This is a genomic window from Methanosarcina sp. WWM596 (assembly GCF_000969965.1).
GTDB lineage: Archaea > Halobacteriota > Methanosarcinia > Methanosarcinales > Methanosarcinaceae > Methanosarcina.
Genome location: NZ_CP009503.1, coordinates 3559594 through 3584557, shown reverse-complemented (window position 1 = coordinate 3584557; position 24964 = coordinate 3559594). Strand labels below are relative to the sequence as shown.

Genomic DNA, 24964 nt, shown 5'->3' with positions numbered 1-24964 from the left:
ACTACTGATCTTTTTTGCCTCTTTTAATTCTGGAATTGCTTTCGGGCAGAAAGTTAACATTTTAGGATCGGAATCTCCGGCGCAACCAGTGTTTTATTTAAAAACTATCATTAGCAAGCAGGCTCAAACGACCCGAGACACTGAAGGGATAAGGCGAATAAGGTTGTCTGAGTCAGAAAGATATGTAATTAGTCCTCTTAAAGCGAAACTTGGATGGAAAAACTCTATTATTCCTGCCCTGAATTTTATTTCTTTCTGAATCATCAATTAAATTTATTTATTAGAAAGCGCCAGTTATTCCCCATGACCGGAATGTCTGGTAGTGACAATCTCCCGATGACCGTTTCGGAGAAGATCTTTTCGAAGGCCTCTGGAACTCCCGTGAAAGCCGGGGATTTTGTACTGGCAAACATAGACCTGGCAATGACCCACGACATCACAGGTCCGCTGGCAGTCCAGGGCTTTTACGAAATCATGAGAGATGAAGAAGAAAAAAAAGTATGGGACCCCAGCAAAATAGTAATCATATTCGATCACCAGGTCCCTGCAGACTCAATTAATGCCGCAGAAAACCATATTATGCTAAGGAAGTTTGCAAAAGAGCAGGGTATTTTAAACTATGATGTGTATGAAGGAGTTTGCCACCAGGTTCTTCCCGAAAAAGGGCATGTGCTGCCCGGAGATCTGATTGTAGGTTCTGACTCCCATACCTGTGCATACGGGTCTTTGGGGGCATTTTCTACCGGCATAGGGTCTACTGACATGGCAGCTGTTTTTGCCACAGGCAAACTCTGGTTCAAAGTTCCTGAAACCTTCCGTTTTGAAGTCGAAGGTAAACTGCCGAAGCGCGTTTACTCCAAAGACCTTATCCTGCATCTTATTGGGGATGTAGGAGTAGAAGGCGCCAGGTATATGGCTGCCGAGTATGCTGGTTCGACAATTCGCTCCCTCTCAATCCCTGAGCGCATGACCATGTCCAACATGGCAATCGAAATGGGAGGAAAGGCAGGAATCATTGAAGCAGATGAAGTTACCGAAGCATACCTCAAAGAGCGTATACCAGGCTACAAACTTGATCCTTACTGGAAGTCTGATGAAGGTGCTAAATATCTGGATATAAGGCATTACGATGTTTCTAACCTTGAACCCCAGATAGCCTGCCCTCACAATGTCGATAACGTAAAGCCGGTAACTGAAGTAGAAGGCACAAAAATTGACCAGATCTTTATGGGATCCTGCACAAACGGCAGGTTCGAAGACATCAAGCTCATGGCGGATATTATGGGTGACGAACCGATTGCAAAAGGTGTGCGTCTTCTTGTTGTGCCTGCTTCAAGGACAGAATACATGAAACTGTTAAAAACCGGATATATTGAAAAACTCATGAATGCCGGAGCAATCGTAGAATCTCCCTGCTGCGGACCATGCATGGGCGGCTCTTTCGGCCTCCTCGGCCCGGGAGAAGTTGGCCTTGCGACCTCCAACCGCAACTTCAAGGGTAGAGAAGGAAGTGCAGAGTCATTTGTGTACCTTTCTTCCCCTGCAACAGCAGGAGCATCAGCCCTCACAGGAGAAATTACCGACCCCAGGAAGGTTTAAAAAACCCTCCTGTTTTTACTTATTTTGAATTATATCATAATTTATCATTTATCTTGAACAGGTGTTAGAATGCCGGAGGCTGACTTATCTATTTTAAACAGGGTGTATGAGATCATCCTGGATCGGAAAGTGAACTATGATGAAAACTCATATGTCTGCAAACTCCTGAATCACCGCAAGGGTATGAATAAAATCCTTGAGAAAGTAGGAGAGGAATCTATTGAAACTATCCTTGCAGTCAGGAACAAAGACCACAAAGAAATTGTCTTGGAGAGCTCGGATCTGATATTCCACCTGCTGGTGTTGCTTGCAGCAAACGACGTTACCCTTGATGAGATTGCAGCAGAGCTCAGTGCCAGGCACGAAAAAATGAAGAGGGACTGAAAAATAGAGGTGAACTACCCCCACCCTGCTTTCTGATGAAAGTGAGGACGGAGCTTCCTTCGAGTGATTACGTCACCTGGATATTTGCAGTTATGCAAGTATCCATCTGTAATCCTGTTTGTCGAAGATTATCAGAAAACCTCTGATAGCCTGTCCACAAAGCATTCTGTGATAAGAACCGCTTAATGATGTTGATAGCACTATTTCTATCTCTATCAATAACGTTTCCACAATCACATTTCATAGTTCTTTCCCAAAGAGGCATGTCGTGTCTTTTCTTCAGTTGGATTGATCTTGATCTTCTTCGTCAGATGCATATTTGCCCTGGTTATCAACATATTGCTTCAGTATATCTAAGGTTACTTGCCCCGTCGATGCGATAAAATACGATCTTGACCAGAAAGTATCTTTCCATAACATAGTTTTTACTTCAGGGAAGTTTTTACGAATCTCTCTTGAAGTTATTGTTTTTATGGTGTTGATATATTTTGGAATATCAAGCGAAGGTTTTGCTGAAAATAATAAGTGAAAATAGTCTTCGTCACACTCTATATTCAGTACTTCAACATCGAATGTTTCACTTATGTTATGGATTTTAGTTTTTAGAAAATCAACAACTAAAGGGTTCGTTAGAGCTTTTCTCCTATATTTCACACACTGAACAAAATGATAATGGAGTGAATACACAGAATGGCCCTTACGATCCTGTTTATATTGTATAGTCATCACTAGATAGAGATAACTATAAGTATAAGTAATTATGCTACTGTTGTTTTGTAGAAGTTGACGGCTTCCATCCCCCACCTGTAGCTTACGCTCCGAGGAAAGGGACTTCCCGCTTTAGAGTAAAATTGCAGATTCAATACACTGATACTGATTGCAGATTCAATACACTGATACTGATTGCAGATTCAATACACTGATACTGATTGCAGATTCAATACACTGATACTGATTGCAGATTCAATACACTGATACTGATTGCAGATTCAATATACCGCAAGTTCATTCAGCACGTCGGTTTTTGATAGGGTTCCTTTTGGAACTCCGTTGATTGTTACAATAAGCCTTCCCACGTTATATTTATGGAAGAGTTTTACCACATCATAGAGCTGCATATCCCCATCAACGGTTATCAGCTCTTTTGTCATTATGTCTTTGACCTTGACATTGGGCTTTCCCTGGGCAATGGCATGCGCAATATCAGTGTAGGTAATTATCCCTACGATTTTTCCTTTGTCTTCCACGGGGGCTCCATGTACGTTATTCCGGATAAAAAGCCTTGTTGCTTCCTGAATACTGGCATTGAGATTCACAAGCAGCGGGGGATACTTCATATAATGTTTGACATGTTTTTTAGGCAGGGAGATCATTTCTGTAATGTTAAAAAGGATTGAGTTATTAGTGTCGTCCCTTCCTGTAACTTCTCCACGGACTATGAGACGATTTACAGGTGTTGGGCCTACCTGAAGCTTATCGTCCATTACAAAGTCCTTTATATTTCCTATTACCCTGATTACCCCACTACAGGCATCGGGATTCCGGACAGTCGTAAAACTGATTTCCGCAGCTGTTGCCCCATTAACGATAACATTATTCCTGTAGAGAGGGACTACGGATTCATTTTTCAATTGCTGGATGCGTAAAGAATCATATGCTGCCCCTGTTGGTTTATATCCCCCCTTTGGCCCGGGTACACCTTCAACCAGCCCAAGTGCCTTTAATAACTGCATCTGGTTGCGGACTGTTCCAGGGTTTCGCTGGATAACTTCAGCAATTTCTTCCCCTTTAATTGCCCTGTCTTTTTGCCGCTGAAGGTTGATTAATGTAATAATAATATCTTTTTGAATCGGAGTGAGTTCCATACTACCACCATAAATTTCATATACCTTGTATCAGGATGATGTATAATATCCGTACATCGAGAATAGTGTATCCTTAATTTACCATAATTAATGATTATAAATTTATAATACAAATTACAATTACAAATATAAATAAAGTCCGGTTCTTCTTAGACATACAACTGGTTTCATGCCTGTATTTAGGTTATTTAATGATTTGTAATTAAAAACTCCTGATAGAACCATAATTATAATTCGATTATTGATCATGCAATAGACAAAATTAATCAAACAATTCAATTATTGATCATGCAATAGACAAAATTAATCAAACAGTAATTTTACAGCTACCAAATGCCGCTCCAAATCGCTCTTAAGAGAAGCAAATCAGAGTACCTCAAACATATATATAATTTCGTATGTTGTAGTATTTTAAGACCAGAGCTTAATTATTTTTCCGGGTAATCTTTCCGGTATTCTAAGTTTTGGGCAGAAAAAGCTTGGACTGAAGCTGTTCAGAGAATCCGGATAAGAAAAGCAAAGAAACTCCGCTCAGGAACTTTTGCGAAATTTTTGCTTACGGACTTTAGATTTTTCTGTTAAACGTCTTCAATCAGAAAAACCTTTATATAGATTAAAAGAGCCCCCAGAGGGTTAGAAAATGATGATCTTCGAGAAAATTCACACAGTTCCTACTTCCGAGGAGTTAACTAATAAAGCTTTTAAACGGGCAGCAAGAGCTATGTCCGGGAAAACTATTGAGGGGAGGGACAGCCGTCTCAGAGCCAATGAGTCCATGGTACTGACGGCTGCAAACATTTTCACTGATAACCTTGCAAATATAGTCAGGCGTTTCCCAAGTTTTGAACAGTTGCCTACATTCTATTATGAATTAACCGACGTCCTTGTAGGCATCGAAAAGCTCAAGATGTCTCTGGCATCCGTTGACTGGGCAAGCAGGAAGATCCATGAAGTTGCAAGAAGCTATGTTGGAAAAATTCGGGAGGCCGATCTTCCCGAGCCTGTCCGAAAAGAAGCCTTCGGAAGGATTGCATCCATTGTCAAATCCATTAACAAGGACCTTCTCTTTCTGAATGAAGCCAGAAACATTCTCAGAAAACTCCCTGATGTCCATGACGAGCCAACGATTGTAATCGCTGGCTATCCCAATGTAGGAAAGTCAAGTTTTGTTTCAAAGATTACAGGTGCAACCCCTGAAATTGCGGCATATCCTTTTACAACAAAAGGAGTAGCCATAGGTCACTTCATACGGAACAACATCCGTTATCAGGTTATGGACACCCCGGGTCTCCTTGACCGCCCCATGGCTGAGAGAAACAATATTGAACGCCAGGCAATTACCGCAATCCGCTTCCTGGACGCAGTTGTAATGTTCATGATTGACCCGAGTGAAAGTTGTGGATATGAAATTGAGGACCAGAACCGCCTGCTTGCTGAAATCAAGGAAAACTTTAATCTTCCCATGCTTGTGGTTGCCAACAAAGCTGACAGACCGGAGTTCAGAAAAATGGATGAGATCGAGCTGAACATATCTACAATTACCGGAGAAGGAATAGAAGAGGTAATGGGAAAGCTTCTGGAGATGATAGAAGAAAAGCGCCTTCGTTCAGAACCATCATTAGAAGAACCATCATTAGAAGAACCATCATTAGAAGAACCATCATTAGAAGAGCAGGATAAGGAATCAATTATCTGATTCCTTATTTAGCCTGTATTTAGTTTAAGGATCTGTTTTAGCTAGAACTCTATTTTATGCAGGATTTGTTTCGGCTAGATCTGGTTTTAGCTAGAATCCGATTTTCAGATATTTTTGCTGGCTGCTCAGAGTATCCTGAGCTGCATCAGCAGGGCAAGGATAAGCAGTATCAGCCCTGTTGTCAACCTTATCTCCACTCTTCTTTTTTCTCTGAACTCCGTAACTTTTTTAGGGCTAAGCCCGAAGGCCAGTAAAAGACCAAGACACATTAAAGGCAGTAGAAGTCCAAAGTTGTATATTCCCAGGTATGCTATTCCTCTTACGATATCGGTTTTTATTGCCAGCATACTCAGAATTGAGAGATAGATTGCTCCGATGCAGGGAGCTTTGACCAGGGAGAACATGCTTCCTGCAAGGAAGGACAGAAGCAATAGATTTTTTTCACCCATCCTTCTCATAAAGTCCTTTAGGGATTCCGGAGTCCTGAAAGTCGATTTCGCATATGTTCTCAACAAGTAAGCGTCATAAATGTGCCAGAGACCCAGCAGGGCAGTCAGCAGGATTGCAATTGACGTAAAATGACTCCGGACTTCAGGCAGGAAACTGACAGTACTCAAAATGCCTATCCCTGCAAACATATACATGGTGAAAATTCCTGTAGAAAAGCCCAGGGTGATTTTGAGCATCTCTTTTCTTCCACCTTGCTGGGCAAAGGTGACAGAAGCCAAGAAAGCCATTACTGCAAGCAGGCAGGGATTAAAACCGGCAAGGATGCCTGCAGCCAGGATTAAGAAGGGGCTTATTTTTTCCAGGTTTTTATTTTTGTTTTCTCTGCTTCCTGTGAGAAGATCTAAGGATTCCGGGGTGAAAAGCAAAGCCGGAGTTTCGAGGGTTTCCAGCAGGAGAACTTCTATTGTGTTTACATTTCCGTAAAAATAGCCATTTGATCTGTTTGCAGCTGATATAGTCAAACCGGAAACAGGGCTCAGCAACAAAAAAAGAGATATGAACACAAGAGTTCCTTTAGTTACAGGCAGCAGGCACACAGATCGCTTTTTCATACTTCACTTCCGAAACTGTTTTTGTGACAACAGCCAGAAATTCTCTATATCGGTGACACATATCACAGACAGTTTTCAGGGAATACCTTCAATGGGCAGGACTGTATTTGGAAATATAACATGTTAAAAAAGGCTCGTTGCAACATAATATAAATTAGCAAGCATCGGAAAATTTGCAAAAAGCTCTTTTCATTGTATCAAGTATCTGGATGCCTCAATATAAATATATCCAAAGTTGACAGTGTTTTCCGAGGATAGGGAAACTAAATAAAAAATAGAGGAATAAAAAGAAGGAAAAGTGAAGGAAAAGTTAAACAAAAGAACTGGAAAAAAGGAAGAGAAAAGAGAAAGGAAAAGATCTTTCTCTTTAAAAAGTTTCAGAGCACATTTTCCATGATGCTCAGGGATTTTTCAATATCTTTCATTGAAGCTGCATAGGAAATCCTTATGTAACCATCGCCCTCGCTTCCAAAGGCTGTTCCCGGGACAACAACAACTCCATTTGAGATCATTTTTGAGGCTACTTCTGCGGAGTTTGAGACTTTAGGGAAAGCGTAGAAAGCCCCTTTAGGAAGAGCACATTCCATCCCCAGATCGTTGAGCCCTTTTACAAGCACGTCCCTACGTTTCCGGAACTCTTCACGCATGACATTGACAGAGTCTTTTGGACCGGTCACTGCGGCATAGGCGGCCTTCTGGGCGACTGAGTTTGCACAGGCCTGTATATACTGGTGCACTTTGAGCATCTGGGCGATGTACTCTTTTCTGCCTGCCAGGTACCCGAGCCTCCAACCCGTCATAGCATAACTTTTTGAGGTCGCGTTTACAGTGACCACATTATCCGAATAGCTGGCAGGGCTTACGTGTTCACCTTCATAGATGAAGTACTCGTAGACCTCATCAGAAATAATGGTTATATTGTGGTCGTCTGCAATCTCGGCAAGAGCTTTGATATCTGCCCTGCTTGAGACAGCACCCGTGGGGTTGGACGGGGAATTAAGGATAAGGGCTTTTGTCTTAGGAGTAATTTTCTCAAGGACAGTGTCCGGCTTCATGGTAAGGTCTTCTGCAAGGGGGACGCTTACCACCTTTCCATTCAGGATCTCGGTCAGGGCATTGTAGGAAACAAATCCGGGATTTGAGATAAGGACCTCATCTCCCGTATTGAGAAGGGCTGCAAGGGCAATGGTAAGGGCTTCAGATGCTCCTGAGGTTATAATTATTTCCTGAGGAGAAACCGAAAACCCATTTTCCTCCTGGAATTTATGGCTAAGAGCTTCCCTCAGTTCAGGGATTCCGGAACCTACGGTATAGCCTGTAAAACCTTCATTTATGGCTTTGATTGCTGCGGCTTTTATGTGTTCTGGGGTATCGAAGTCCGGCTGCCCGAGCCCGAGATTAATGGCATTAGAGCCTGCAGCTTCGAAAATCTTTCTGATTCCGGATGTGTCTATCCGGGATACATTTTCTGAAAAATTAATTTCCTTCAAGTTGCACCCTCCTGATATCCTTGCAAATTATATCTTTTAAAATCCTGCTTTTATTCGATATTTGTGTGCCTGGACTTGAGTTCTGCTTCCGAAGCACCTGTAAGCGTTATCAGCTGGGCAATTAATGAGTCCAGGAAAACAAGTGAAGTGATTTCAAAAGAAGTACCCAACGGAGGTGAATTCTTGTAATCTCCTCTCATACTTTTTTCAAGGGAACCGCCTACATCATGATCATTTTTGGTCTTGCTCGGAAGGACCATGGTTATATCAGAGATTTTGCCGAGTGTGGACTCCTTTTTGGAGGTGACAGTTATGAGAGTTGAACCTATATCCTTCACAATTCTTCCGAGATTTGCTATGGAACGGGTTTCTCCTGACCCTGAAATAGCAATAACAACATCCTGTGGATGGACGGCGGGGGTTGTGGTCTCCCCTACAACATACACACTAAACCCGAGATGCATCAGCCTCATTGCAAAAGCTTTGGCAACAAGCCCGGACCTTCCTGCCCCCATTACAAAAATCCTCTCCCCTTCCATGATTTTCTGAAGCATGCTTATTATAGCCTGCAGGTCAAGCATCTTGACAACCTCACTGAGGTTGTCCACCATAAGTTCCATTGATAAAATTACATCTTCGCAGTCATTAACTTGATCTTTTTTCATATGAGTTCTCCAAAAAGTATTGAGTTGAATTCTCAATAAATAATAGAAATAATAATTATTTAACTTTCAAATTACTTACTTTTACTGGATAACTGGTAATAATCCCAAAATGTCGGTGAAGATCTTGATACTATACATACTGTAAATACTTACCGTAGGCTACGTACTGTAAATACTTGTCGTAAATGCGTATCGTAAATACTTATAGTAAATACTTATCATAAATGCGTATCGTAAATACATACTGCATATACTTGTCGTAAATATGGAATTTTAATTCCTAAAATCCTCACAGATAACTTTCTTTGTTTCTTAAACCAATTGGTAAGGATTTCGGGATGAATTTCCGGAAGCTTCTTTTCATCCCGTTCTGCGCCAGAACTTTAGCGGTTTGTTTGCGGCTCAGTCTTATAATTAATAGCTTTTAATTCCCAGTTATCAATATTGTTTCTGAACTCCTTGTAGAGCCGCTGGATATCACAGTCACTCCCATTCCAGTAGAAGTCCTTACGTACCTCTCCTTTCTGGAGTTCTTCAAGTACAAACCTGGATAAATGGAAGAGGGCTTTTTTGTTGGAAAACGGAATACTATAGTTTACACGATAGCCACCGGTTGTTTTACCATAGGAAACCAGTATGTACCCTTTGCTTTCATACTCCGTGATTTCATCAAAGTCGCAGATGATCTCAAACTCATGAACAGTAGACGGGTCTACCTTTGAGATACCTATGAGTACCTGCGCTATGATATAATCAGGAACTTTCCGCCCGAACCATACTGCAATTTTCCCGTAGGTACAGACTACGTTAACGTCGTTCCTGCCCATCTCAAAGGAGCCTAGGGACTGGGGATGGGATATTTTTGCTTCCAGGTCTTGGGTCTTCTGGGCACACATTGTTTCCACTTCGTTTATTTACTTGCAGAGACAAGTGCACTGATCAGATTCCTGTCCTTTTTAAGGGTTTTGAGCTGGTTTGCGGGCCCTATTACCGTAAGTCTCTTGCTGCTCTGTTTTTTGAATAACTTTCCCAGCAAGGAACCGTCCGTATTTGCAGGGTAGCTTTGCATCTCTATTCCAGAAAACACATCCGGCTGAATTGCTGACATTGTCATCTCAATGAGTTTTGCTTCCTCCATAGGGTTGAGACCCTTTTCAAGCACAAGGATTTTACCTTTCCGCACCTCATCGATTATGTACCGGACTTTTTCCATAGAAGCCATCTGAGAAATCCTGGCTTCGGATATAAGATCAAGTTGGATTCCCTGCATTTCGATCACCCGAACTGTTTGGCCAGAGCTTCGTAGAATGAGTCCATTCCCACTCCTTCAAGCGCCGAGACAGGTACCATGGGGTGTTGAGGGAAGGCTTCCTTTATGACTCCTGGATCGGCGTCAGGAAGGTCTACTTTGTTTGCTACAATAAGAAGCGGTAGGTTTCTGGCTTCCATATTCCCTATAACGGTTACGTTAACCTGAGTATAAGGATTTTCTGTGGAATCCATCACCAGTATGACTCCGTCAAGGTCATCCAGCCATTTGACAGCTTCAATTACTCCTTCTGTTGCTTCTTTCGATCTTTTCTTTGATTCGGAGTCACTCATCCCCTGTTCCATAAAATCATGGAAATCGATCTTTGTTGCAAGTCCGGGAGTATCCACAATATCAAGGCTGATAGTATGCCCGTTAGTCTCGATAGTGACTGCGTTTCTTCGTTTTGCATGTCTGGTTTCGTGGGCGATATGTGAAACCGAACCCATGGTTTCCTCGCCTCCGATCCAATCCCTGAGGATGCGATTGCTAAGGGTTGTCTTGCCGGCATTGGGGGGGCCGTAGATACCTATGCATGCTCCTTTTTTCCTGAACAGTTTATTAAACACTTTTGAAAAGCTTACCTTAAATCGTTTTATCATATTCATGGCTTCCCTCCATTGGGAAAAGCATAACACCAAAGGATTTCTCGGATTGCTTTCCTTTATGGGTTTACTGTGCTTTCGTGACCTTTTTATTTAATTGATCCGTGCATATAAATAATTTCTATTTGTTAAGCTGCGGAAATCAAAGAAATTGGAGATACTGACATCTCCTTTACGATATACCTGGAATAAATAGCAAACCTTGCATTCTTTCTATGTGAAAAATAGAAAGTGCCTCCGTGAAATAACACCAGAATATAAATAAATTACTTTTTATCGTCTGATTCCCGGATAGATTTAACAAAAACTTTTTTATAATGAAAATTTTCAGCCCATATGTAACTCTTTTCATTTTCTACTAAATTTTTATGTTTGTACTGATGTTCTGTACTTTCCTTTATATTTTTTCCTATTTTTATTCATCATACCTTAAAAATATAAATGGTTTTTATCTTAGGAAGTATTTCGCAATATTTCACTCCTTATATTTTCATCCTGCCTCTTTTGCTGCCGTGCTCCAAAAAACCTGACCTGCTGAGCCTTAATCTCCTAACCTGACTCACCGCATTCATACATTAACTGCTATTCTGTTACTCTGTACATTTTCCTTTTAGCCTTCCTGAAACTACTTCAGGTAAAGTCCCTCCATGCTTCCTGTTATTGACTCTGAAGGTATTTTTATGCGTCCTGTTATTGACTCTGGAGGTATTTTCATGCGTCATATTATTAACTCTAGAGGCATTTTTGAAAGAGAAGGTTATTTACAATTTCTTCGGCAAAAAGAGAAATGTTTTTAGTTAAAAAGGAAAACATATTTATTTTCTATTTATCAAGACCTGCCTGATTTTTTCACAAAATTTCATTTGTCCCTTATAGAGGAATTGATGGCTATCTCAGATATGTTAGAGCCAAGGTCTCCTATTCTTGAGAGACTGTCCACTATCATCCCCAGGGATATCATGATTTCATGAGATTCCAGTTTGAGAATAGATGCATGCAGCTCTTTTATATGCAAGCGCATACCGTCTATACTATCAATTACCCTGTTTGCAAGAGAGGCATCAGCATTATAGAGGGCATCTACTGCCTGCTGGACAAGTTCCATGTAAGTGTTGCTGAGATCCTCAATGACTTCCATTACATCTTCCCTGACTGGCTCCTGCATTTTTGAGGCAACGTTTGCAATCCTCTGTGAGTGGTCTGCTATTCTTTCGATAGGGCTTGCCGCCATTCTGAAGTCGTGGTATTCCTCGATACTTGTTTCCGAGGAATCGGGAATTCTGCCCCCGCAGAGAACGGAACGGAACTGTTTGGAAATCAGGAGACATAACCTGTCGACCTCGTCATCCCTCTGGCTTACATCAAGAGCAAGGTCGTGGTCAACAGTTTTAAGAGCTCGTATGGCATCTTTTTGCATGGAGCCGGTAATCAGGAACATCCTGTAGATACCTTTTTTTATATGAAGTTCATTGGGGTTAAGTAGATCCTGAATGACCACGCAGTTTGAGCTTTCCTCAATGATTTCAGGGCCTATAAGCTTGTAACAGACCTTCCGGATGACCTGTTTCTGTTCGGCAAGTATCCTTTTTGAGGTAAACTCCATCCTGTCATAACCATAAAGGTATGCAGCAATGATATCCCTTTCAAGAGCTTTTGTCTCATAGCTAGTCACATCGATCCTTTTCGTTTTTATCGTGCGTCCTTCCAGAATAGGGTCAATTAACAGTTTTCCGTCTGGCTGAGCCTGAATGGATACTCTCGTCCCTGTTTCGATTCCTACTTTTTCGGCCCACTGTTTAGGGAGAGAAATAATATAAGTGGATCCGCCTGTCTGCTGTACTTTTCTGGTCTCTATGTGGATTCCCCATTTTTAGTTGCTCAGGCCAGGCCTGGAAGTTAGATGACATTCACTCCATATTTATAGTTGTTATTAGTGTTTAGATAAAGACGTGATGTATATACAATTTGGCTTTACTATTTATATTTGAATGCTTCTTCTTTTTTAGTGGACAAATTCCGGAACCCTGTATTTAAGTTTACCTCGCCCTCTGCTCTGAAGAGAGGTAAAAAATATTAAAGATCAGAGCATTCTGGACGTGATGACACTTGAAGGTCATGCTTGTGCTTTCGGGGCTGGAACAATAATAAACGCCATAGCTACCTGGAAAGGTGCAGCATTCGGAATAGACTTAAAAACCTTTGCAGAAGTGGAACTCTCAGAGGGTAAATCTGGCATTTTGGGCTCAATTGAAGAAATGCCCGACGGAGACCCTCGTCTTATAGAACGCTGCGTAGAACTCGTCCTTGAACGATTCGGGCTTGAACTTGGAGGTACGATAAGGACAGGAAGTGAAATCCCCCTTGCAGGAGGGCTCAAGAGCAGCAGTGCTGCAGCAAATGCTTCAGTCCTTGCCACCCTCCGTGCAGTTGGCGAGACCCTGCCCCCCCTTGAAATCATAAAACTGGGCGTAAAGGCTGCAAAAGAAGTTGGAGTCACGGTAACAGGAGCTTTTGACGATGCCTGTGCCTCCTTTTTAGGTGGGATTGTTATCACTGATAACCGAAAAATGGAACTTATCAGGCACGAAGAAGCAGATTCAAAAGTCCTGATATTTGCCCCGATAAAAAAAGCTTTCAGTGCGGACACAAATGTGAAACGTTCCCATCTGATTGCACCATATGTAGAAATGGCATACAAGCTTGCCCTTGAAGGTGAATACGAACGCGCAATGACACTTAATGGCTTTCTCTACTGCGGAGCCCTTGGTTTTGATACGGAACCCATGCTCAGGGCTCTGGAATGCGGGATAAAAGGAGTCAGCCTTTCCGGAACCGGCCCTTCCTACGCAACACTGGTGAAAGCTGAGCAGGTAAAAGAGCTAAAAACTGCCTGGGAAAGCTGCGGAATAGAAGGAAAGGTCATAGAGACCAGTATAAATAACAGAGATGCGATATCCTTTAACAGGGAGGGGTCCTTTTGAGTGAACTTGAAGCTGTCCGCAAAGAAATCGAGAAGATTGACAGGGAAATCCTTTCCCTAATTGATAAAAGAGTTAGCCTTTCTGAGAAAGTGCTTGAATCAAAAAGAATAAATGGAACTTCCATAAATGACCGTAAGCAAAACGAGGTTGTAATTAACAGGGCATTAAACGCTGCAACCGAACTCAACCTTGATTTAGGGTCGATAAAAGAAATTTATGAAATTCTTATCAGGATGAGTATCGAACGCCAGAAAGAATTAAGTGGAAAGGGAAGCCTGCCCTGACTTGCCTCAAAGGAGTAAAAAATGGTCGACATCTCACTGATTATGGGTTCTGAGTCCGACAGATCAATCGCCAACAGAGCGGTTTCTGTACTTGAGAAGAGCAAATATACTTACGAAGTAGTGGTTATCTCTGCCCACAGGAACCCTGATGAGCTTGATAGCTATGTTTCAGGTACGGACGCAAAAGTCTTCATCACAATAGCGGGTCTATCGGCAGCTCTCCCTGGAGTTGTGGCTTCCAGGACGAAAAAACCTGTAATAGGTGTGCCTGTAAGTGCAAAACTCGGCGGACTTGATGCCCTTCTCTCCATAGCCCAGATGCCCCCGGGAGTACCTGTGGGGAGTGTAGGGATTGACAATGGGGCAAACGGCGCATATCTTGCCCTGAGAATTCTGGATTTAATCGAAAACCCTTAATCACCCAAATTGCACCTTGGGATCGCAAGAAATCGAAGATTTTCAGGGAGTTGTGGTGTAATCGCAACAATACGCGGTCCTATTCACTGCGCTCAAGAGGACTAATTAAAAAAATATTGGTAAGCTTTCTCTGCGAAGGAGAGCCAAGCTGTCAGACGATTACCATAAGTGATACTGAGTTAACTGAGTTCCTTGTTTTCCGATTTAAAGGCTTTACATGCCTTATATTTTTATATAATTTTGTCCTGAAATTGAATAGAAAAGGGGTATAGAATAATCAGTAAATTGTATTAGGGGTAGGGCACCTGAGTATTGGGGGGTGTGGGAATATGGGGGATAAAAGAGTTGGTTGAGGTTTACAGTGAGAAAAGATTTTTCTTCTCAGATGCCCAATCATATAAATATAGACCTATATATATAAAAATATGCATATACTGCAGGATTTAGGGAAATTTTTGCAGTACCCATATTTTTCAGAGAAGTAATCTCACAAGTTAACAAGCAGCTAAGAGAATCTCACAAGTTAACAAGCAGCTAAGAGAATCTCACAAGTTAACAAACAGCTAAGAGGCTGTCTGAATATTCATTTTTCATTCGGATGAAGGTTTGATTTTAACCAGTCGTTTACTCATTATACGGATCATAGCAGCATATATGAAAGCTTAACTTGATTCTGTCAATCCTTCGCAATCTTTACTCAAACGTCGATATCGACCCAACCATCCAAATGTACGTTCTACTATCCATCTGTGAGGAAGTACCTTAAAACCTTTGATATCATCGCTTGGCCTCACTATTTCCAATACCCAACCGCACATTACTTTGACCCAATCAACCAGTTGACCAGCATAACCAGCATCAGCCCAAATAAGCTGCAATCAAGAAAATGTCTTTAATTTGTTCCAGAACAAGTTTAACTCCATCCAGATCCTGGATATTGGCGGCGTGAACTACAACCATCAATAGCTTATACTTTAGACATTTAACAGTTTAATGACATCGTTTTTCAGTTCAAATAAAAATTACTGTCACCATTGTAGAATCAAATTTGATTTTAAGAAACGCTCTTAGAGTTCTTCTCTTTAACCATATTTTGCAGCCAAATGATAGCAAAAAAAAGGTTTTGCCTCAGTTTGCCTCAATTTACCTTAGTTTTCCCCAGTTTGCCTCAGTTTAATCTATTTCCTGAAATAGAATTGAGTCCTGTAATCGTATTTGAAAGACAGGTGCAGGAAGAGTATTTATCCCGAAGAAACGAATGTTATATGCTATTCGGGAGTTTCTTTACCGAATTTATGTTATTCGGGAGTTTCTTTACCGAATTTAAAGATCCGGCTTTTTAAGGGGTGGTAAAAGGACATTCGAATCTTTCGTAGGCTTGTTTGTCAACGCATTCTCTTCTCTGTTCAATATTGTGGGCTCTCTCCTCATAATATATGGTGGGCTCAGGGCAACGTTAGGGGTTATCCAAATTGAAATTTTGAAGAAAAATTACAGCTACCAGCATGTAAGAAAAGAGCTTACAAACAAAATTGTCTTCGGGCTTGAGTTTTTCATTGCAGCCGATGTCCTGGAAACCGTACTTAATCCCTCGCAGGAAGAACTGCTCCTGCTGGGTACGGTCGTGTTGATAAGAACGGTTCTTGGCTATTTCCTCAGCAAGGAAGTTTTGGAATACAAGCTTGATTGAAACAGGGTTGAAAAACCGAATCCTGAAAGATGCCTTAACTTCCTTCCTCTTTTAAAACCTTTACCTTTTTCTGTCCTTCCGGTTCTGAATATTCGCTAAAAAATCCCAAATAATTATATAAGTTCTCTTCAGTGCCTTTCAGGGTTTCCAAATTGCTGTGGGACCAGGTATACATTATATGCCTGCTGCTACGGAGCTATTATAAAGCCTGAATACAGTACAATTCTAAAAAATAGTATGATTTAAGAGCAAGTAAAGTGTTAAGGATACAAAATATTATTAAACTCTAATATTATACTAATCCGAAATCGAGATTATGCTGACCTGAACTCCGGGTTGTATTAATAAATCAACATGAAATCGTGTAATAAATCAACATGAAATCGTGTAATAAATACTAACATGAAATCGTGTAATAAATACTAACATGAAATCGTGTAATAAATACTAACATGAAATCGTGTAATAAATACTAACATGAAATCGTGTAATAAATACTAACATGAAATCGTGTAATAAATACTAACATGAAATCGTGTAATAAATACTAACATGAGATTGGGTGCTACTTGAAACCCAGTATCCGAATAATTCAAAATCATAAGACACAGGAGCAATTTAATGTATCATTTGAAATGTATCGAATGCGGTGCAGAGTATTCCAAAAATGAAGTAATATATACCTGCAGCAAATGTGACGGGCTGCTTGATGTTATTTATGACTATTCTTCAATTAAACTTGACATGGAAAAACTGAAGACCGAATGCCCTTCGGTCTGGAAGTACGCAAAACTCCTCCCGATCGACAGCGAGCCTGTGACTATCCAGGAAGGCGGGACTCCTTTATATAAATGCGACCGCCTGGCCGAAAAGATAGGAATAAAAGAACTCTACGTAAAACACGAGGGGATGAACCCCACCGGTTCCTTCAAGGACAGGGGGATGACCGTAGGAGTTACGAAAGCGCTTGAGCTCGGGATGAAGACTGTTGCCTGCGCATCTACGGGGAACACCTCCGCATCTCTTGCAATCTACGGAGCAAAAGCAGGAGTCCCTGTTATAGTGCTGCTCCCGGCAGGAAAAGTGGCCCTTGGAAAAATAGCCCAGGCCCTCATGCACGGGGCAAAGGTCCTCAGCATCCGCGGAAACTTTGACGATGCCCTTGCTCTTGTGCGCACGCTCTGTTCCCAGGAAAAAATTTACCTTTTAAATTCCATCAACCCGTACAGGCTGGAAGGCCAGAAAACCATCGGTTTTGAGATTGCAGACCAGCTAGGTTTCAAAGTGCCTGACAGGATTGTCCTGCCCGTAGGAAACGCAGGAAATATTACTGCGATATATAAGGGCTTCAGGGAGTTCAAAATACTCGGGATAACGGGTTCTCTCCCGAAGATGACCGGTATCCAGGCAGAAGGTTCTTGTCCCATCGTAAAAGCCATAAAAAACGAGGCTCCTGCAATCACTCCGGAAGAGCACCCTGAGACAGTTGCAACTGCAATCAGGATTGGAAACCCTGTAAACGCTACAAAAGCCCTCAGCGCAATCCGGCAATCCGGTGGAACTGCAGAGTCCGTTACTGATGAAGAAATCCTTGCAGCCCAGAAAGACCTGGCAAGGCTTGAAGGCATAGGGGTCGAACCCGCAAGTGCAGCTTCTGTAGCAGGACTTAAGAAACTTGTCGATATGGGAATTATAGGCAGAGACGAAACCGTTGTCTGTATCACGACAGGTCACCTCCTTAAAGACCCTCAGACTGTGATTGATGTCTGCGAGGAGCCGACTGTAGTGGACGCAAATATCGAAGCCATCCGGGAAGCAATCTTCGGAAAGGCTAAATAAAACCGGAAAACAGATCTGATTTGCGAATTCGATTAAGGAGAAGTTGGAAGATAATTATTTGCGTGCCGGAGCCGTGAACAGTTGTAAGATTAATGTCAAATGAAATCGAATGGTTGATGAAATCAGCGGATTCCGGTATCCTTTAATCAATTTCGGATCTTTAATCAATTTCGGATCTTTAATCAATTTCGGATCTTTAATCAATTTCGGATCTTTAATCAATTTCGGATTCTTGAAGCCGTTAATTGGCTTTTTGAAACTGCTTTACTGTGATTGATTATTCATATCCTTGGGATTATTATTCATATCCTCGGGATTATTATTCATATCCTCAGGATTTCTTCAAATCCTTTTATTATACTCATCGATGAGCGTGAACACGAATGGAGCAGGACTATAAACCTCATGAGATCGAAAATAAATGGCAGAAAAATTGGGACGAAAGCCAAATTTTCCAGCCCGAACCCGATAAGCGGGAGAAGTTTTTCATAACAATCCCCTATCCCTACCTGAACGGGAACCTGCACGCAGGACACACCAGAACCTTCACCATAGGCGATGTGGTGGCAAGGCACAAAAGGATGCTTGGCTACAATGTGCTTTACCCGATGGGTTTCCACGTAACTGGCACGCCCATCGTGGGACTTGCTGAGCTGATTGCAAGCCGGGACCCTCAGACCATGGACGTTTACGAACGCCTGCATGGGATTCCTGGGGATATCCTGCCGACCCTTGATACTCCGGAAAAAATCGTTGACTATTTCAAGCGTGAAGCCGAGAAAGCCATGCGCATGATCGGATACTCCATTGACTGGAGGCGCAAATTCACAACAACTGACCCCACTTACAAAAAGTTCATTGAATGGCAGTATATCCGGCTTGGAGAAAAAGGCCTGATTGTGAAAGGCTCCCACCCCGTGAAATGGTGCCCGAACGACAACAACCCTGTAGAAGACCACGACATCCTGCACGGGGAAGAAGCCACAATTGTAGAGTACACCCTGATAAAGTTCAGATACAAAGACCTGGTCCTCCCCTGTGCTACCCTCAGGCCGGAAACAACATTCGGAGTGACCAATCTCTGGGTCAATCCGGAAGTTGATTACGTAAAGGCAAGAGTTGAAAAAGACGGATACGAAGAGTTCTGGGTTGTCAGCAGGGATGCTTTCCGAAAACTGACCTTTACGGACAGAACTGTGGAATACGTCGAGGATGTGCCTGCAAAATCCATCGTAGGGATAAAACTCACAAACCCGGTAACCGGAGATGAAGTAATCTCTCTTCCTGCATCTTTCGTAAAACCCGAAAACGGAAGCGGAATCGTAATGAGTGTGCCTGCACATGCACCTTTTGACTACCTTGCCCTGCGTGACCTCTATGATGCAGACCTGAGCGAATATGAGATAACTGAAGACCTGAGAAATATCAAACTGATTTCCCTTATTAAAGTGCCCGAATTCGGGGAATTCCCTGCAAAAGAAATCGTAGAAAGCATGGGAATAACAAGCCAGAAAGACCCGAAAGCCGAGGAAGCCACAAAGATCGTGTACCGAAGGGAGTTCCACGGTGGAGTCCTTAAGGAGCTCACAGGCAAATACGAGGGATACGCAGTCTCCAAAATTAAGGACGTTCTTACTAGAGACCTCATCAGCGCAAACGTGGGAGATGTCTTTTATGAGTTCAGCGAACCCGTGGTTTGCCGCTGTGGCACTCCCTGTGTAGTAAACATGGTAAAAGGCCAGTGGTTCCTGAATTACTCAAACCCTGAATGGAAAGCAAAGGTTTACAGATGCCTCAGTCAGATGCGGATTATTCCTGCGGAATACAGGGTTGAGTTTGAGAACAAGGTTGACTGGCTCAAGGATAAAGCCTGCGCCCGCAGGAAAGGCCTTGGAACCCGTTTTCCCCTTGATAAGGAGTGGCTGATTGAATCCCTTGGGGATTCAACAATTTACATGAGCTATTACATTCTTGCCAAGTTCATCGAAAAGGGTGACCTTGCTCTTGAACAGCTTACCCTGTCATTCTTCGACTACGTCTTGCTCGGAATAGGCGATTCAAAAGCAGTTTCTGCGGAAACCGGCCTCAAAACGGAGCTCGTGGAAGAAATTCGCAGACATTTCAATTACTGGTATCCGGTTGACCTGCGTTCTTCCGGAAAGGACCTTGTTCCGAACCACCTGCTTTTCTTCCTCTTCCACCATGTAGCCCTTTTTGAGGAGGAAAACTGGCCAAAAGCTCTTGCAGTAAACGGCTTTGTCTCCCTGGAAGGACAAAAGATGAGCAAGTCCAAAGGCCCCATCCTCACCCTGGAAAGTGCGGTCAGTGAGTACGGCGCAGACATTACAAGGATGTATATCCTTTCTACAGCCGAACAGACTCAGGATGCAGACTGGCAGAAGACAGGAATCGATTCCGCCAGACGGCAGGTGGACAGGTTCTATTCCTTTGCAAAAGATGTAATCGAGAGTGGGAAGCGGGCTTCCCTGAGCACCGAGCTAAAGCAGATCGACCGCTGGATGCTTTCGCGGATGCAGAACTATATCAGGGGGACAAACATCGCCCTTGACTCTATCCAGACCAGGGAAGCCATCCAGAACTCCTTCTTCCTGCTCATAAATGATGTCAGGTGGTACCAGAGGAGAGGCGGAGATAATCTGTTGTACTACGTGCTAGACAACTGGGTTAGGCTTATGACTCCTTTCACTCCTCACCTCTGTGAGGAAATCTGGGAAGCCATGGGGCACGAAGACCCGGTTTCCCTTGCCCAGTATCCACTCTATAATGAAGACCTCATAGACGAAGGAGCCGAACTTGCAGAAGAGGCTGTAAAGAGTACTCTGGATGATATTGAAGAGATTGTAAGGGTAACAAAGATGACCCCTCAAAAGGTCTATCTCTACACCTCTCCTGCCTGGAAAACCGCAGCGATAAAGTGCGCTTGCGAATTGCAGATTAAAGCCCCTCTGGAAGTGGGTACTCTGATCAAAACCCTGATGTCTAACCCTGACCTCAAGCGCTTTGGAAAGGAGATCCCGAAGTTCGTGCAGAAAATAATTCCCGAGTTCAAGAGCGGAGGCGCAGAACGCTACGAAACTTTTGCCTACCTCGGCCTTGATGAACAGACTCTCCTGAAAGAGTCTGCCGCATTCCTGGAAAAAGAAATCGGCTGCCCAGTTGAAATCCAGAGTGCCGATTCTCCAGAGTATGACCCGCAGAAGAAGTCAAGGTTTGCAGAACCTCTCAGGCCTGCGATTTACATTGAGGCAAAGCAGGAAGAATAAGAAGTTTCTTATTAAAGAGGGCTTTTGATTAACCGAATAAGTTGTATCCGGGCAAAATTATACAGCCCGATACTTCTCTCTTTCCCGAGTTTCGCTTTGGGATCACAGGAAATCAGAGATTTTCTGGAAGTTGCACTGCAAGTGCAAACGAGGTCCTTTTCACTGCGCTCAAGAGGACTACTCAAATATTACGACCCGTACAACAGTAATTCTCCATGCAGGGCCAGACTTGGGAATTTCTGTGGAAATAACAGCTGTAAACCCTCCGGAAATTATGGCTTCAAGAGCAGTTGAAACCGGAGAGAAGCTGGAGCTTACCATTTATAAAGGGGCTTACTCTGGTAAAAGAAAAGCGTGATATCGAGCTTGAAAGCAGGACAAACCAGATGAAATATACGGACATTGCTTCCGGAATCATTCCTGCATCGATTATGGTCGAATCATGGAGCACGACTAATCTTTGTTTAGCTTTTTCTCTGTTCTTTGAATATTTATGTTTTCTTGAAACTCTTTTCTGTAATACTTTGAGCCTTTTAAGAGAGTTTTTCAAGTACTTAGGATTCTCTACCTTCTCGCCTGTAGATGATACAACAAAATCTTTGATACCTACATCTATTCCTACAGTTGTTGATTCGGAGAAACTCTGTTTTTCAGGAATCTTGTTACCATCTTCAACAAAGATACTGATGTAGTAACATCCTTTACAAGTTATCGAAACGGTAGCTGTTTTAAGTTTGCCTTCTAACTTTCTATGTAGAACTGTTTTAATTGGTTATATTTTAGGAAGCTTGACAGTGTGATTTTCAAAGTCTACAGAGTAATGCTGAGACAGGGAAAGACTGTATAGGATTATGCTGAGGCACAGGGAAAGACTGTATAGGATTTTTCTTGGACTTGAACTTAGGGAATCCTGTCTTTTAAATGGAAACAGACAAAGGCCATATCCACTTCTTGATTAAGAGTGAACCAAAGGTTAGTGTTCTTTCAATTGTCAGAAAATTGAAACAGGAATCTACGAACAGAATATGGAAAAAACAAAAAGATTATCTGACAAAATATTATTGGGGTGAAAATACGTTATGGAGTGATGGCTATTTTGCGGTTATTATCGGAAATGTGAGTAAAGAGGCAACAGAATATTACATACGTAATCAGGGTTGAAGTTGACGCGTATATCCCCTGAGCTAAAGACTCAGGGGTTTTACGCTTCTTCATAAAAACAGTAAGGTGTACACAGGCAGGTTGCTCAGTCATGAAGGAAGAGAAGTCGTTCTTGAAGCTGAATCAGGTGAAGTTATGCTGCTTCAGAAGGTATCCAGGATAGAGGTGCAGAAGAACTCCAGTTCCTAGAAGAACTCCATTCAGAAGGTATCCAGGATAGAGGTGCAGAAGAACTCCAGTTCCTAGAAGAACTCCAGTTCCTAGAAGAACTCCAGTTCCGTGGTGAAGACGGTATAGAGCATACCCCCTGGGTGAGGAACTGAAAATTTCTGTCGATTCAGCCTTTGACCTCACCTGGAAAATTCAGACGAGTACCGGAAAACTGATGCTTTTACCATTGAGTTCAGAGTGACGGTTCCCGCAAATAGCTACATAATCAGGGTTCAGCAGAAGAAATTGAAGTCTAAAAGTCTGAAATAAAATCAGAAATAAAGTTTAAAGTGGAAGCTGAAGTCCAAAAGTCTGAATTAAAAGTGCAAAAGGAAGAAAAGACCGAAAAGATTTGCAGAATATTCCGGCGGGCTGAAAGTCCCTTCAGAAGATATCCGCCGGCAATTTCTCAAGAAGTGGATAAGTAAATATTCATGAATAGCGAAGTGAAAAGGAATTTGCAAGACCGGGTACAGAGGGTTTCTGTAACCTGGTGGTTTTTGCATTTATCCTTCGAGCACAATCTCGATGTTTATATCTTTGGGGACCTGGATTCTCATGAGCTGACGAAGTGCCCTTTCATCGGCTGCAATGTCGATGAGACGCTTATGTACGCGCATTTCCCAGTGGTCCCAGGTTGCAGTTCCATCACCACTCGGGCTCTTCCTTGTGGGAACGACCAGCTTCTTTGTTGGAAGCGGAACAGGGCCTGAAATGCTTACTCCTGTCCTTTCTGCAATTGACTTTACCTGGTTACAGACTCCGTCCAGATCCTTGGGACTGATGCCTGACAATCTTATTCTAGCTTTTTGCATAACCTTTTTTCTCCTTAAAAAATGAAAAAAGGAGAGTGTTATTTCTGCTTAACACTCATGCACATACCGGCGGCAATTGTCATACCCATGTCGCGGATAGCGAACCTGCCGAGCTGTGGAATTTCTTTTACGGGCTCGATAACCATCGGCTTTGTTGGTTTGATGGTAACGATTGCTGCGTCTCCTGCCTTAAGGAAGGTCGGATTTTCTTCCTTTACCTGACCAGTCTTCGGGTCCAGCTTCCTGTTAAGAGCAATAAGCTGGCATGCGGTCTGGGAGGTATGAGCGTGGAAGACCGGAGTGTAACCGGCAGTAATTGCGGAGGGGTGCTGGAGGACCACAATCTGTCCTACAAACTCGTCAGCAACCTTTGGCGGGTTTTCAACAGGACCACAGACGTCTCCTCTACGGACGTCGTTCTTGCCAATACCACGGACGTTCCATCCGATGTTGTCTCCGGGGAATGCCTGTGGGATTTCTTCGTGGTGCATCTCAATGGACTTAACTTCACCGGATACTCCTCCGGGCATGAAGACGACCTTATCACCCTTTTTCATGACACCGGTTTCGACTCTGCCTACAGGGACAGTTCCGATACCGGAGATGGTGTATGCATCTTCGACAGGGATCCTGAGGGGGAGAGTGGATGGTTTTTCAGGCTCTTTGAGGTTGTTGAGGGCTTCCATGATGGCGGGCCCCTTGTACCAGGGAGTCTTGTCACTGAGTTTGATGATGTTGTCACCGTAGAATGCAGAGGTCGGTATGAAGGGGATTTCGCTTGGCTTGAACCCGATCATTTTCAGAATGCCGGATACCTGCTCAACGACTTCCTTGTATCTGGCTTCGCTGTATTCTACTGCATCCATCTTGTTGATTGCAACGATAAGCTGGTTGATACCAAGGGTCCTGGAAAGGAAGATGTGTTCCTTGGTCTGAGCCATGACCCCATCAGGGGCTGCAACGACGAGGACTGCAGCGTCAGCCTGGGAAGCACCTGTAATCATATTCTTTACGAAGTCACGGTGGCCAGGACAGTCCACGACTGTGAAGTAGAATTTGTCTGTGTCGAATCTCTTATGAGCGATGTCAATTGTGATACCTCTTTCACGCTCTTCCTTAAGAGAGTCCATAACCCAGGCGAAGGCGAAAGATTCCTTACCCTTCTGCTTTGCTTCTTCTCTAAACTTATCAATGATGTGTGGAGCTACAGCCCCTGCATCGAACATTAAGCGTCCTACGAATGTTGACTTTCCGTGGTCAATGTGACCAATCACTGCTAAATTCATGTGCGGTTTGTCTGCTGCCATTTATAATTCTCCTTTAAATTCTGGATGAGCTTCATTGCTATATCAAATTATAGTATATTAATATTAGGGCAGATCTCGTAATGATCAGACCTTCTCCAGTCTTCTTTCAACCATTACTTATAATATCCCGTTTTGAACATTTATCGGGTCAACGTAATTTGAATTTCCAGCGGCCTGGACTGTTTTCCCCATTATAGGCATACCTTGTTTTAAACCTTTCCCATCGACTTTACTCGTCAATGATTTTGAGATCCATCAAGATTTCTGGACCTTTATCTTTTGAGATTCGTAGAGAGTTTTGC

23 protein-coding genes and 3 pseudogenes are annotated in these 24964 nt (G+C 42.7%); 11 read left to right on the top strand and 15 right to left on the bottom strand.

The window, feature by feature from the left end; genetic code table 11:
- The first annotated feature begins 336 nt into the window (after positions 1-336).
- Together MSWHS_RS15735 and hisE are read left to right on the top strand one after the other, a co-directional pair.
- A complete protein-coding gene (locus MSWHS_RS15735) occupies positions 337-1599 on the top strand; it encodes a 3-isopropylmalate dehydratase large subunit (protein ID WP_048128705.1) in 1263 nt (420 codons plus the stop codon).
- A gap of 69 nt (positions 1600-1668) precedes the next feature.
- Positions 1669-1983 (top strand): phosphoribosyl-ATP diphosphatase, encoded by a 315-nt coding sequence (hisE, locus tag MSWHS_RS15730; protein WP_048128706.1) that lies wholly within the window; start codon positions 1669-1671, stop codon positions 1981-1983.
- A 67-nt stretch (positions 1984-2050) separates the two neighbouring features.
- On the opposite strand, the gene MSWHS_RS19650 is transcribed toward hisE, so the two are convergent.
- The 3 genes from MSWHS_RS19650 to MSWHS_RS15720 all read right to left on the bottom strand — a co-directional run bounded on the left by MSWHS_RS19650 (position 2051) and on the right by MSWHS_RS15720 (position 3848).
- Complete coding sequence (locus MSWHS_RS19650; RefSeq protein WP_048128707.1) at positions 2051-2248, bottom strand: zinc ribbon domain-containing protein; 198 nt, start codon at positions 2246-2248, stop codon at positions 2051-2053.
- A 14-nt stretch (positions 2249-2262) separates the two neighbouring features.
- Positions 2263-2709 carry an IS200/IS605 family transposase gene (tnpA, locus tag MSWHS_RS15725; RefSeq protein WP_255353735.1) on the bottom strand — a complete coding sequence of 149 codons (447 nt, stop codon included), beginning with the start codon at positions 2707-2709 and terminating at the stop codon, positions 2263-2265.
- A 263-nt stretch (positions 2710-2972) separates the two neighbouring features.
- On the bottom strand, positions 2973-3848 hold the full coding sequence (locus MSWHS_RS15720) for a CBS domain-containing protein (protein WP_048128708.1): 876 nt from the start codon (positions 3846-3848) through the stop codon (positions 2973-2975).
- A 640-nt stretch (positions 3849-4488) separates the two neighbouring features.
- Between MSWHS_RS15720 and MSWHS_RS15715 the strand changes: the two genes are divergently transcribed.
- The gene (locus MSWHS_RS15715) at positions 4489-5544 is read left to right on the top strand and encodes an NOG1 family protein (RefSeq protein ID WP_048159392.1); all 1056 of its coding nucleotides are present in this window, start codon (positions 4489-4491) and stop codon (positions 5542-5544) included.
- A 125-nt stretch (positions 5545-5669) separates the two neighbouring features.
- Here the strand turns inward: MSWHS_RS15715 and MSWHS_RS15710 are convergent, their stop codons facing one another.
- From MSWHS_RS15710 to MSWHS_RS15680, 8 genes are all read right to left on the bottom strand, one after another.
- The gene (locus tag MSWHS_RS15710) at positions 5670-6605 is read right to left on the bottom strand and encodes a cytochrome c biogenesis CcdA family protein (protein WP_231585481.1); all 936 of its coding nucleotides are present in this window, start codon (positions 6603-6605) and stop codon (positions 5670-5672) included.
- Between the two features lie 377 nt (positions 6606-6982).
- The gene (locus MSWHS_RS15705) at positions 6983-8095 is read right to left on the bottom strand and encodes a pyridoxal phosphate-dependent aminotransferase (protein WP_048128711.1); all 1113 of its coding nucleotides are present in this window, start codon (positions 8093-8095) and stop codon (positions 6983-6985) included.
- 50 nt (positions 8096-8145) lie between these two features.
- Positions 8146-8760, bottom strand: a complete 615-nt coding sequence (hxlB, locus tag MSWHS_RS15700) for a 6-phospho-3-hexuloisomerase (protein WP_048128713.1) — start codon at positions 8758-8760, stop codon at positions 8146-8148.
- Positions 8761-9143: 383 nt separating this feature from the next.
- Positions 9144-9656, bottom strand: coding sequence for a hypothetical protein (locus MSWHS_RS15695; RefSeq protein ID WP_048128720.1), 513 nt, complete (start codon positions 9654-9656; stop codon positions 9144-9146).
- A gap of 14 nt (positions 9657-9670) precedes the next feature.
- The gene (locus MSWHS_RS15690; RefSeq protein WP_048130466.1) at positions 9671-10030 is read right to left on the bottom strand and encodes a DUF2073 domain-containing protein; all 360 of its coding nucleotides are present in this window, start codon (positions 10028-10030) and stop codon (positions 9671-9673) included.
- A gap of 5 nt (positions 10031-10035) precedes the next feature.
- Complete coding sequence (locus tag MSWHS_RS15685; RefSeq protein WP_048128722.1) at positions 10036-10677, bottom strand: Era-like GTP-binding protein; 642 nt, start codon at positions 10675-10677, stop codon at positions 10036-10038.
- 587 nt (positions 10678-11264) lie between these two features.
- On the bottom strand, positions 11265-11396 hold the full coding sequence (locus tag MSWHS_RS22090; protein ID WP_255350464.1) for a hypothetical protein: 132 nt from the start codon (positions 11394-11396) through the stop codon (positions 11265-11267).
- Positions 11397-11533: 137 nt separating this feature from the next.
- A complete protein-coding gene (locus tag MSWHS_RS15680; RefSeq protein WP_082088123.1) occupies positions 11534-12529 on the bottom strand; it encodes a phosphate uptake regulator PhoU in 996 nt (331 codons plus the stop codon).
- Positions 12530-12773: 244 nt separating this feature from the next.
- On the opposite strand from MSWHS_RS15680, the gene MSWHS_RS15675 reads away from it, so the two are divergent.
- From MSWHS_RS15675 to MSWHS_RS15665, 3 genes are read left to right on the top strand one after another with little or no spacing between them, the layout of a single operon-like run.
- On the top strand, positions 12774-13655 hold the full coding sequence (locus MSWHS_RS15675; protein ID WP_048159390.1) for a shikimate kinase: 882 nt from the start codon (positions 12774-12776) through the stop codon (positions 13653-13655).
- A complete protein-coding gene (locus MSWHS_RS15670) occupies positions 13652-13939 on the top strand; it encodes a chorismate mutase (RefSeq protein WP_048128729.1) in 288 nt (95 codons plus the stop codon). The genes MSWHS_RS15675 and MSWHS_RS15670 overlap by 4 nt, the downstream gene beginning before the upstream one ends.
- 21 nt (positions 13940-13960) lie before the next feature.
- A complete protein-coding gene (locus MSWHS_RS15665) occupies positions 13961-14356 on the top strand; it encodes an AIR carboxylase family protein (protein WP_048128731.1) in 396 nt (131 codons plus the stop codon).
- Between the two features lie 590 nt (positions 14357-14946).
- On the opposite strand, the pseudogene MSWHS_RS15660 reads toward MSWHS_RS15665, so the two are convergent.
- Positions 14947-15322 (bottom strand): annotated as a pseudogene (locus MSWHS_RS15660) (transposase); the annotation flags it as partial.
- A 412-nt stretch (positions 15323-15734) separates the two neighbouring features.
- Here MSWHS_RS15660 and MSWHS_RS15655 point away from each other — a divergent pair.
- The 4 genes from MSWHS_RS15655 (at position 15735) to MSWHS_RS22085 (ending at position 21527) form a co-directional block, all read left to right on the top strand.
- A complete protein-coding gene (locus MSWHS_RS15655; RefSeq protein WP_048128734.1) occupies positions 15735-16046 on the top strand; it encodes a DUF1622 domain-containing protein in 312 nt (103 codons plus the stop codon).
- Between the two features lie 621 nt (positions 16047-16667).
- A complete protein-coding gene (thrC, locus tag MSWHS_RS15650; RefSeq protein ID WP_048128736.1) occupies positions 16668-17885 on the top strand; it encodes a threonine synthase in 1218 nt (405 codons plus the stop codon).
- 383 nt (positions 17886-18268) lie between these two features.
- Positions 18269-21169: a leucine--tRNA ligase gene (gene leuS, locus MSWHS_RS15645; RefSeq protein ID WP_048128738.1), complete on the top strand. Its 2901-nt coding sequence runs from the start codon at positions 18269-18271 to the stop codon at positions 21167-21169.
- A gap of 229 nt (positions 21170-21398) precedes the next feature.
- Positions 21399-21527 carry a hypothetical protein gene (locus MSWHS_RS22085; protein WP_255350533.1) on the top strand — a complete coding sequence of 43 codons (129 nt, stop codon included), beginning with the start codon at positions 21399-21401 and terminating at the stop codon, positions 21525-21527.
- 81 nt (positions 21528-21608) lie between these two features.
- Here MSWHS_RS22085 and MSWHS_RS19645 read toward each other — a convergent pair.
- Positions 21609-22086, bottom strand: a pseudogene (locus MSWHS_RS19645) (RNA-guided endonuclease InsQ/TnpB family protein); the annotation flags it as partial.
- A gap of 4 nt (positions 22087-22090) precedes the next feature.
- On the opposite strand from MSWHS_RS19645, the pseudogene tnpA (MSWHS_RS15635) reads away from it, so the two are divergent.
- Positions 22091-22330, top strand: a pseudogene (gene tnpA / locus MSWHS_RS15635) (IS200/IS605 family transposase); the annotation flags it as partial.
- Between the two features lie 716 nt (positions 22331-23046).
- On the opposite strand, the gene rpsJ reads toward tnpA (MSWHS_RS15635), so the two are convergent.
- Entirely contained in the window at positions 23047-23355 is a 309-nt protein-coding gene (gene rpsJ, locus MSWHS_RS15630; RefSeq protein ID WP_048124829.1) for a 30S ribosomal protein S10, read from the bottom strand.
- Between the two features lie 38 nt (positions 23356-23393).
- The gene (gene tuf, locus MSWHS_RS15625; RefSeq protein WP_048128742.1) at positions 23394-24662 is read right to left on the bottom strand and encodes a translation elongation factor EF-1 subunit alpha; all 1269 of its coding nucleotides are present in this window, start codon (positions 24660-24662) and stop codon (positions 23394-23396) included.
- Positions 24663-24964: the final 302 nt, after the last annotated feature.

Excerpts from the sequence above, each read along its gene's own strand:
- MSWHS_RS15710 (WP_231585481.1), bottom strand. The coding sequence starts at position 6,605 with ATGAAAAAGCGATCTGTGTGCCTGCTGCCTGTAACTAAAGGAACTCTT.
- rpsJ (WP_048124829.1), bottom strand. The coding sequence starts at position 23,355 with ATGCAAAAAGCTAGAATAAGATTGTCAGGCATCAGTCCCAAGGATCTG.
- MSWHS_RS15665 (WP_048128731.1), top strand. The coding sequence starts at position 13,961 with ATGGTCGACATCTCACTGATTATGGGTTCTGAGTCCGACAGATCAATC.
- hisE (WP_048128706.1), top strand. The coding sequence starts at position 1,669 with ATGCCGGAGGCTGACTTATCTATTTTAAACAGGGTGTATGAGATCATC.
- MSWHS_RS15685 (WP_048128722.1), bottom strand. The coding sequence starts at position 10,677 with ATGAATATGATAAAACGATTTAAGGTAAGCTTTTCAAAAGTGTTTAAT.
- MSWHS_RS19650 (WP_048128707.1), bottom strand. The coding sequence starts at position 2,248 with ATGCCTCTTTGGGAAAGAACTATGAAATGTGATTGTGGAAACGTTATT.
- thrC (WP_048128736.1), top strand. The coding sequence starts at position 16,668 with ATGTATCATTTGAAATGTATCGAATGCGGTGCAGAGTATTCCAAAAAT.
- MSWHS_RS15695 (WP_048128720.1), bottom strand. The coding sequence starts at position 9,656 with ATGTGTGCCCAGAAGACCCAAGACCTGGAAGCAAAAATATCCCATCCC.
- MSWHS_RS15690 (WP_048130466.1), bottom strand. The coding sequence starts at position 10,030 with ATGCAGGGAATCCAACTTGATCTTATATCCGAAGCCAGGATTTCTCAG.
- MSWHS_RS15720 (WP_048128708.1), bottom strand. The coding sequence starts at position 3,848 with ATGGAACTCACTCCGATTCAAAAAGATATTATTATTACATTAATCAAC.
- MSWHS_RS22090 (WP_255350464.1), bottom strand. The coding sequence starts at position 11,396 with ATGACGCATGAAAATACCTCCAGAGTCAATAACAGGACGCATAAAAAT.
- tuf (WP_048128742.1), bottom strand. The coding sequence starts at position 24,662 with ATGGCAGCAGACAAACCGCACATGAATTTAGCAGTGATTGGTCACATT.
- leuS (WP_048128738.1), top strand. The coding sequence starts at position 18,269 with ATGGAGCAGGACTATAAACCTCATGAGATCGAAAATAAATGGCAGAAA.
- hxlB (WP_048128713.1), bottom strand. The coding sequence starts at position 8,760 with ATGAAAAAAGATCAAGTTAATGACTGCGAAGATGTAATTTTATCAATG.
- MSWHS_RS15675 (WP_048159390.1), top strand. The coding sequence starts at position 12,774 with ATGACACTTGAAGGTCATGCTTGTGCTTTCGGGGCTGGAACAATAATA.
- tnpA (WP_255353735.1), bottom strand. The coding sequence starts at position 2,709 with ATGACTATACAATATAAACAGGATCGTAAGGGCCATTCTGTGTATTCA.
- MSWHS_RS15715 (WP_048159392.1), top strand. The coding sequence starts at position 4,489 with ATGATGATCTTCGAGAAAATTCACACAGTTCCTACTTCCGAGGAGTTA.
- MSWHS_RS15735 (WP_048128705.1), top strand. The coding sequence starts at position 337 with ATGACCGTTTCGGAGAAGATCTTTTCGAAGGCCTCTGGAACTCCCGTG.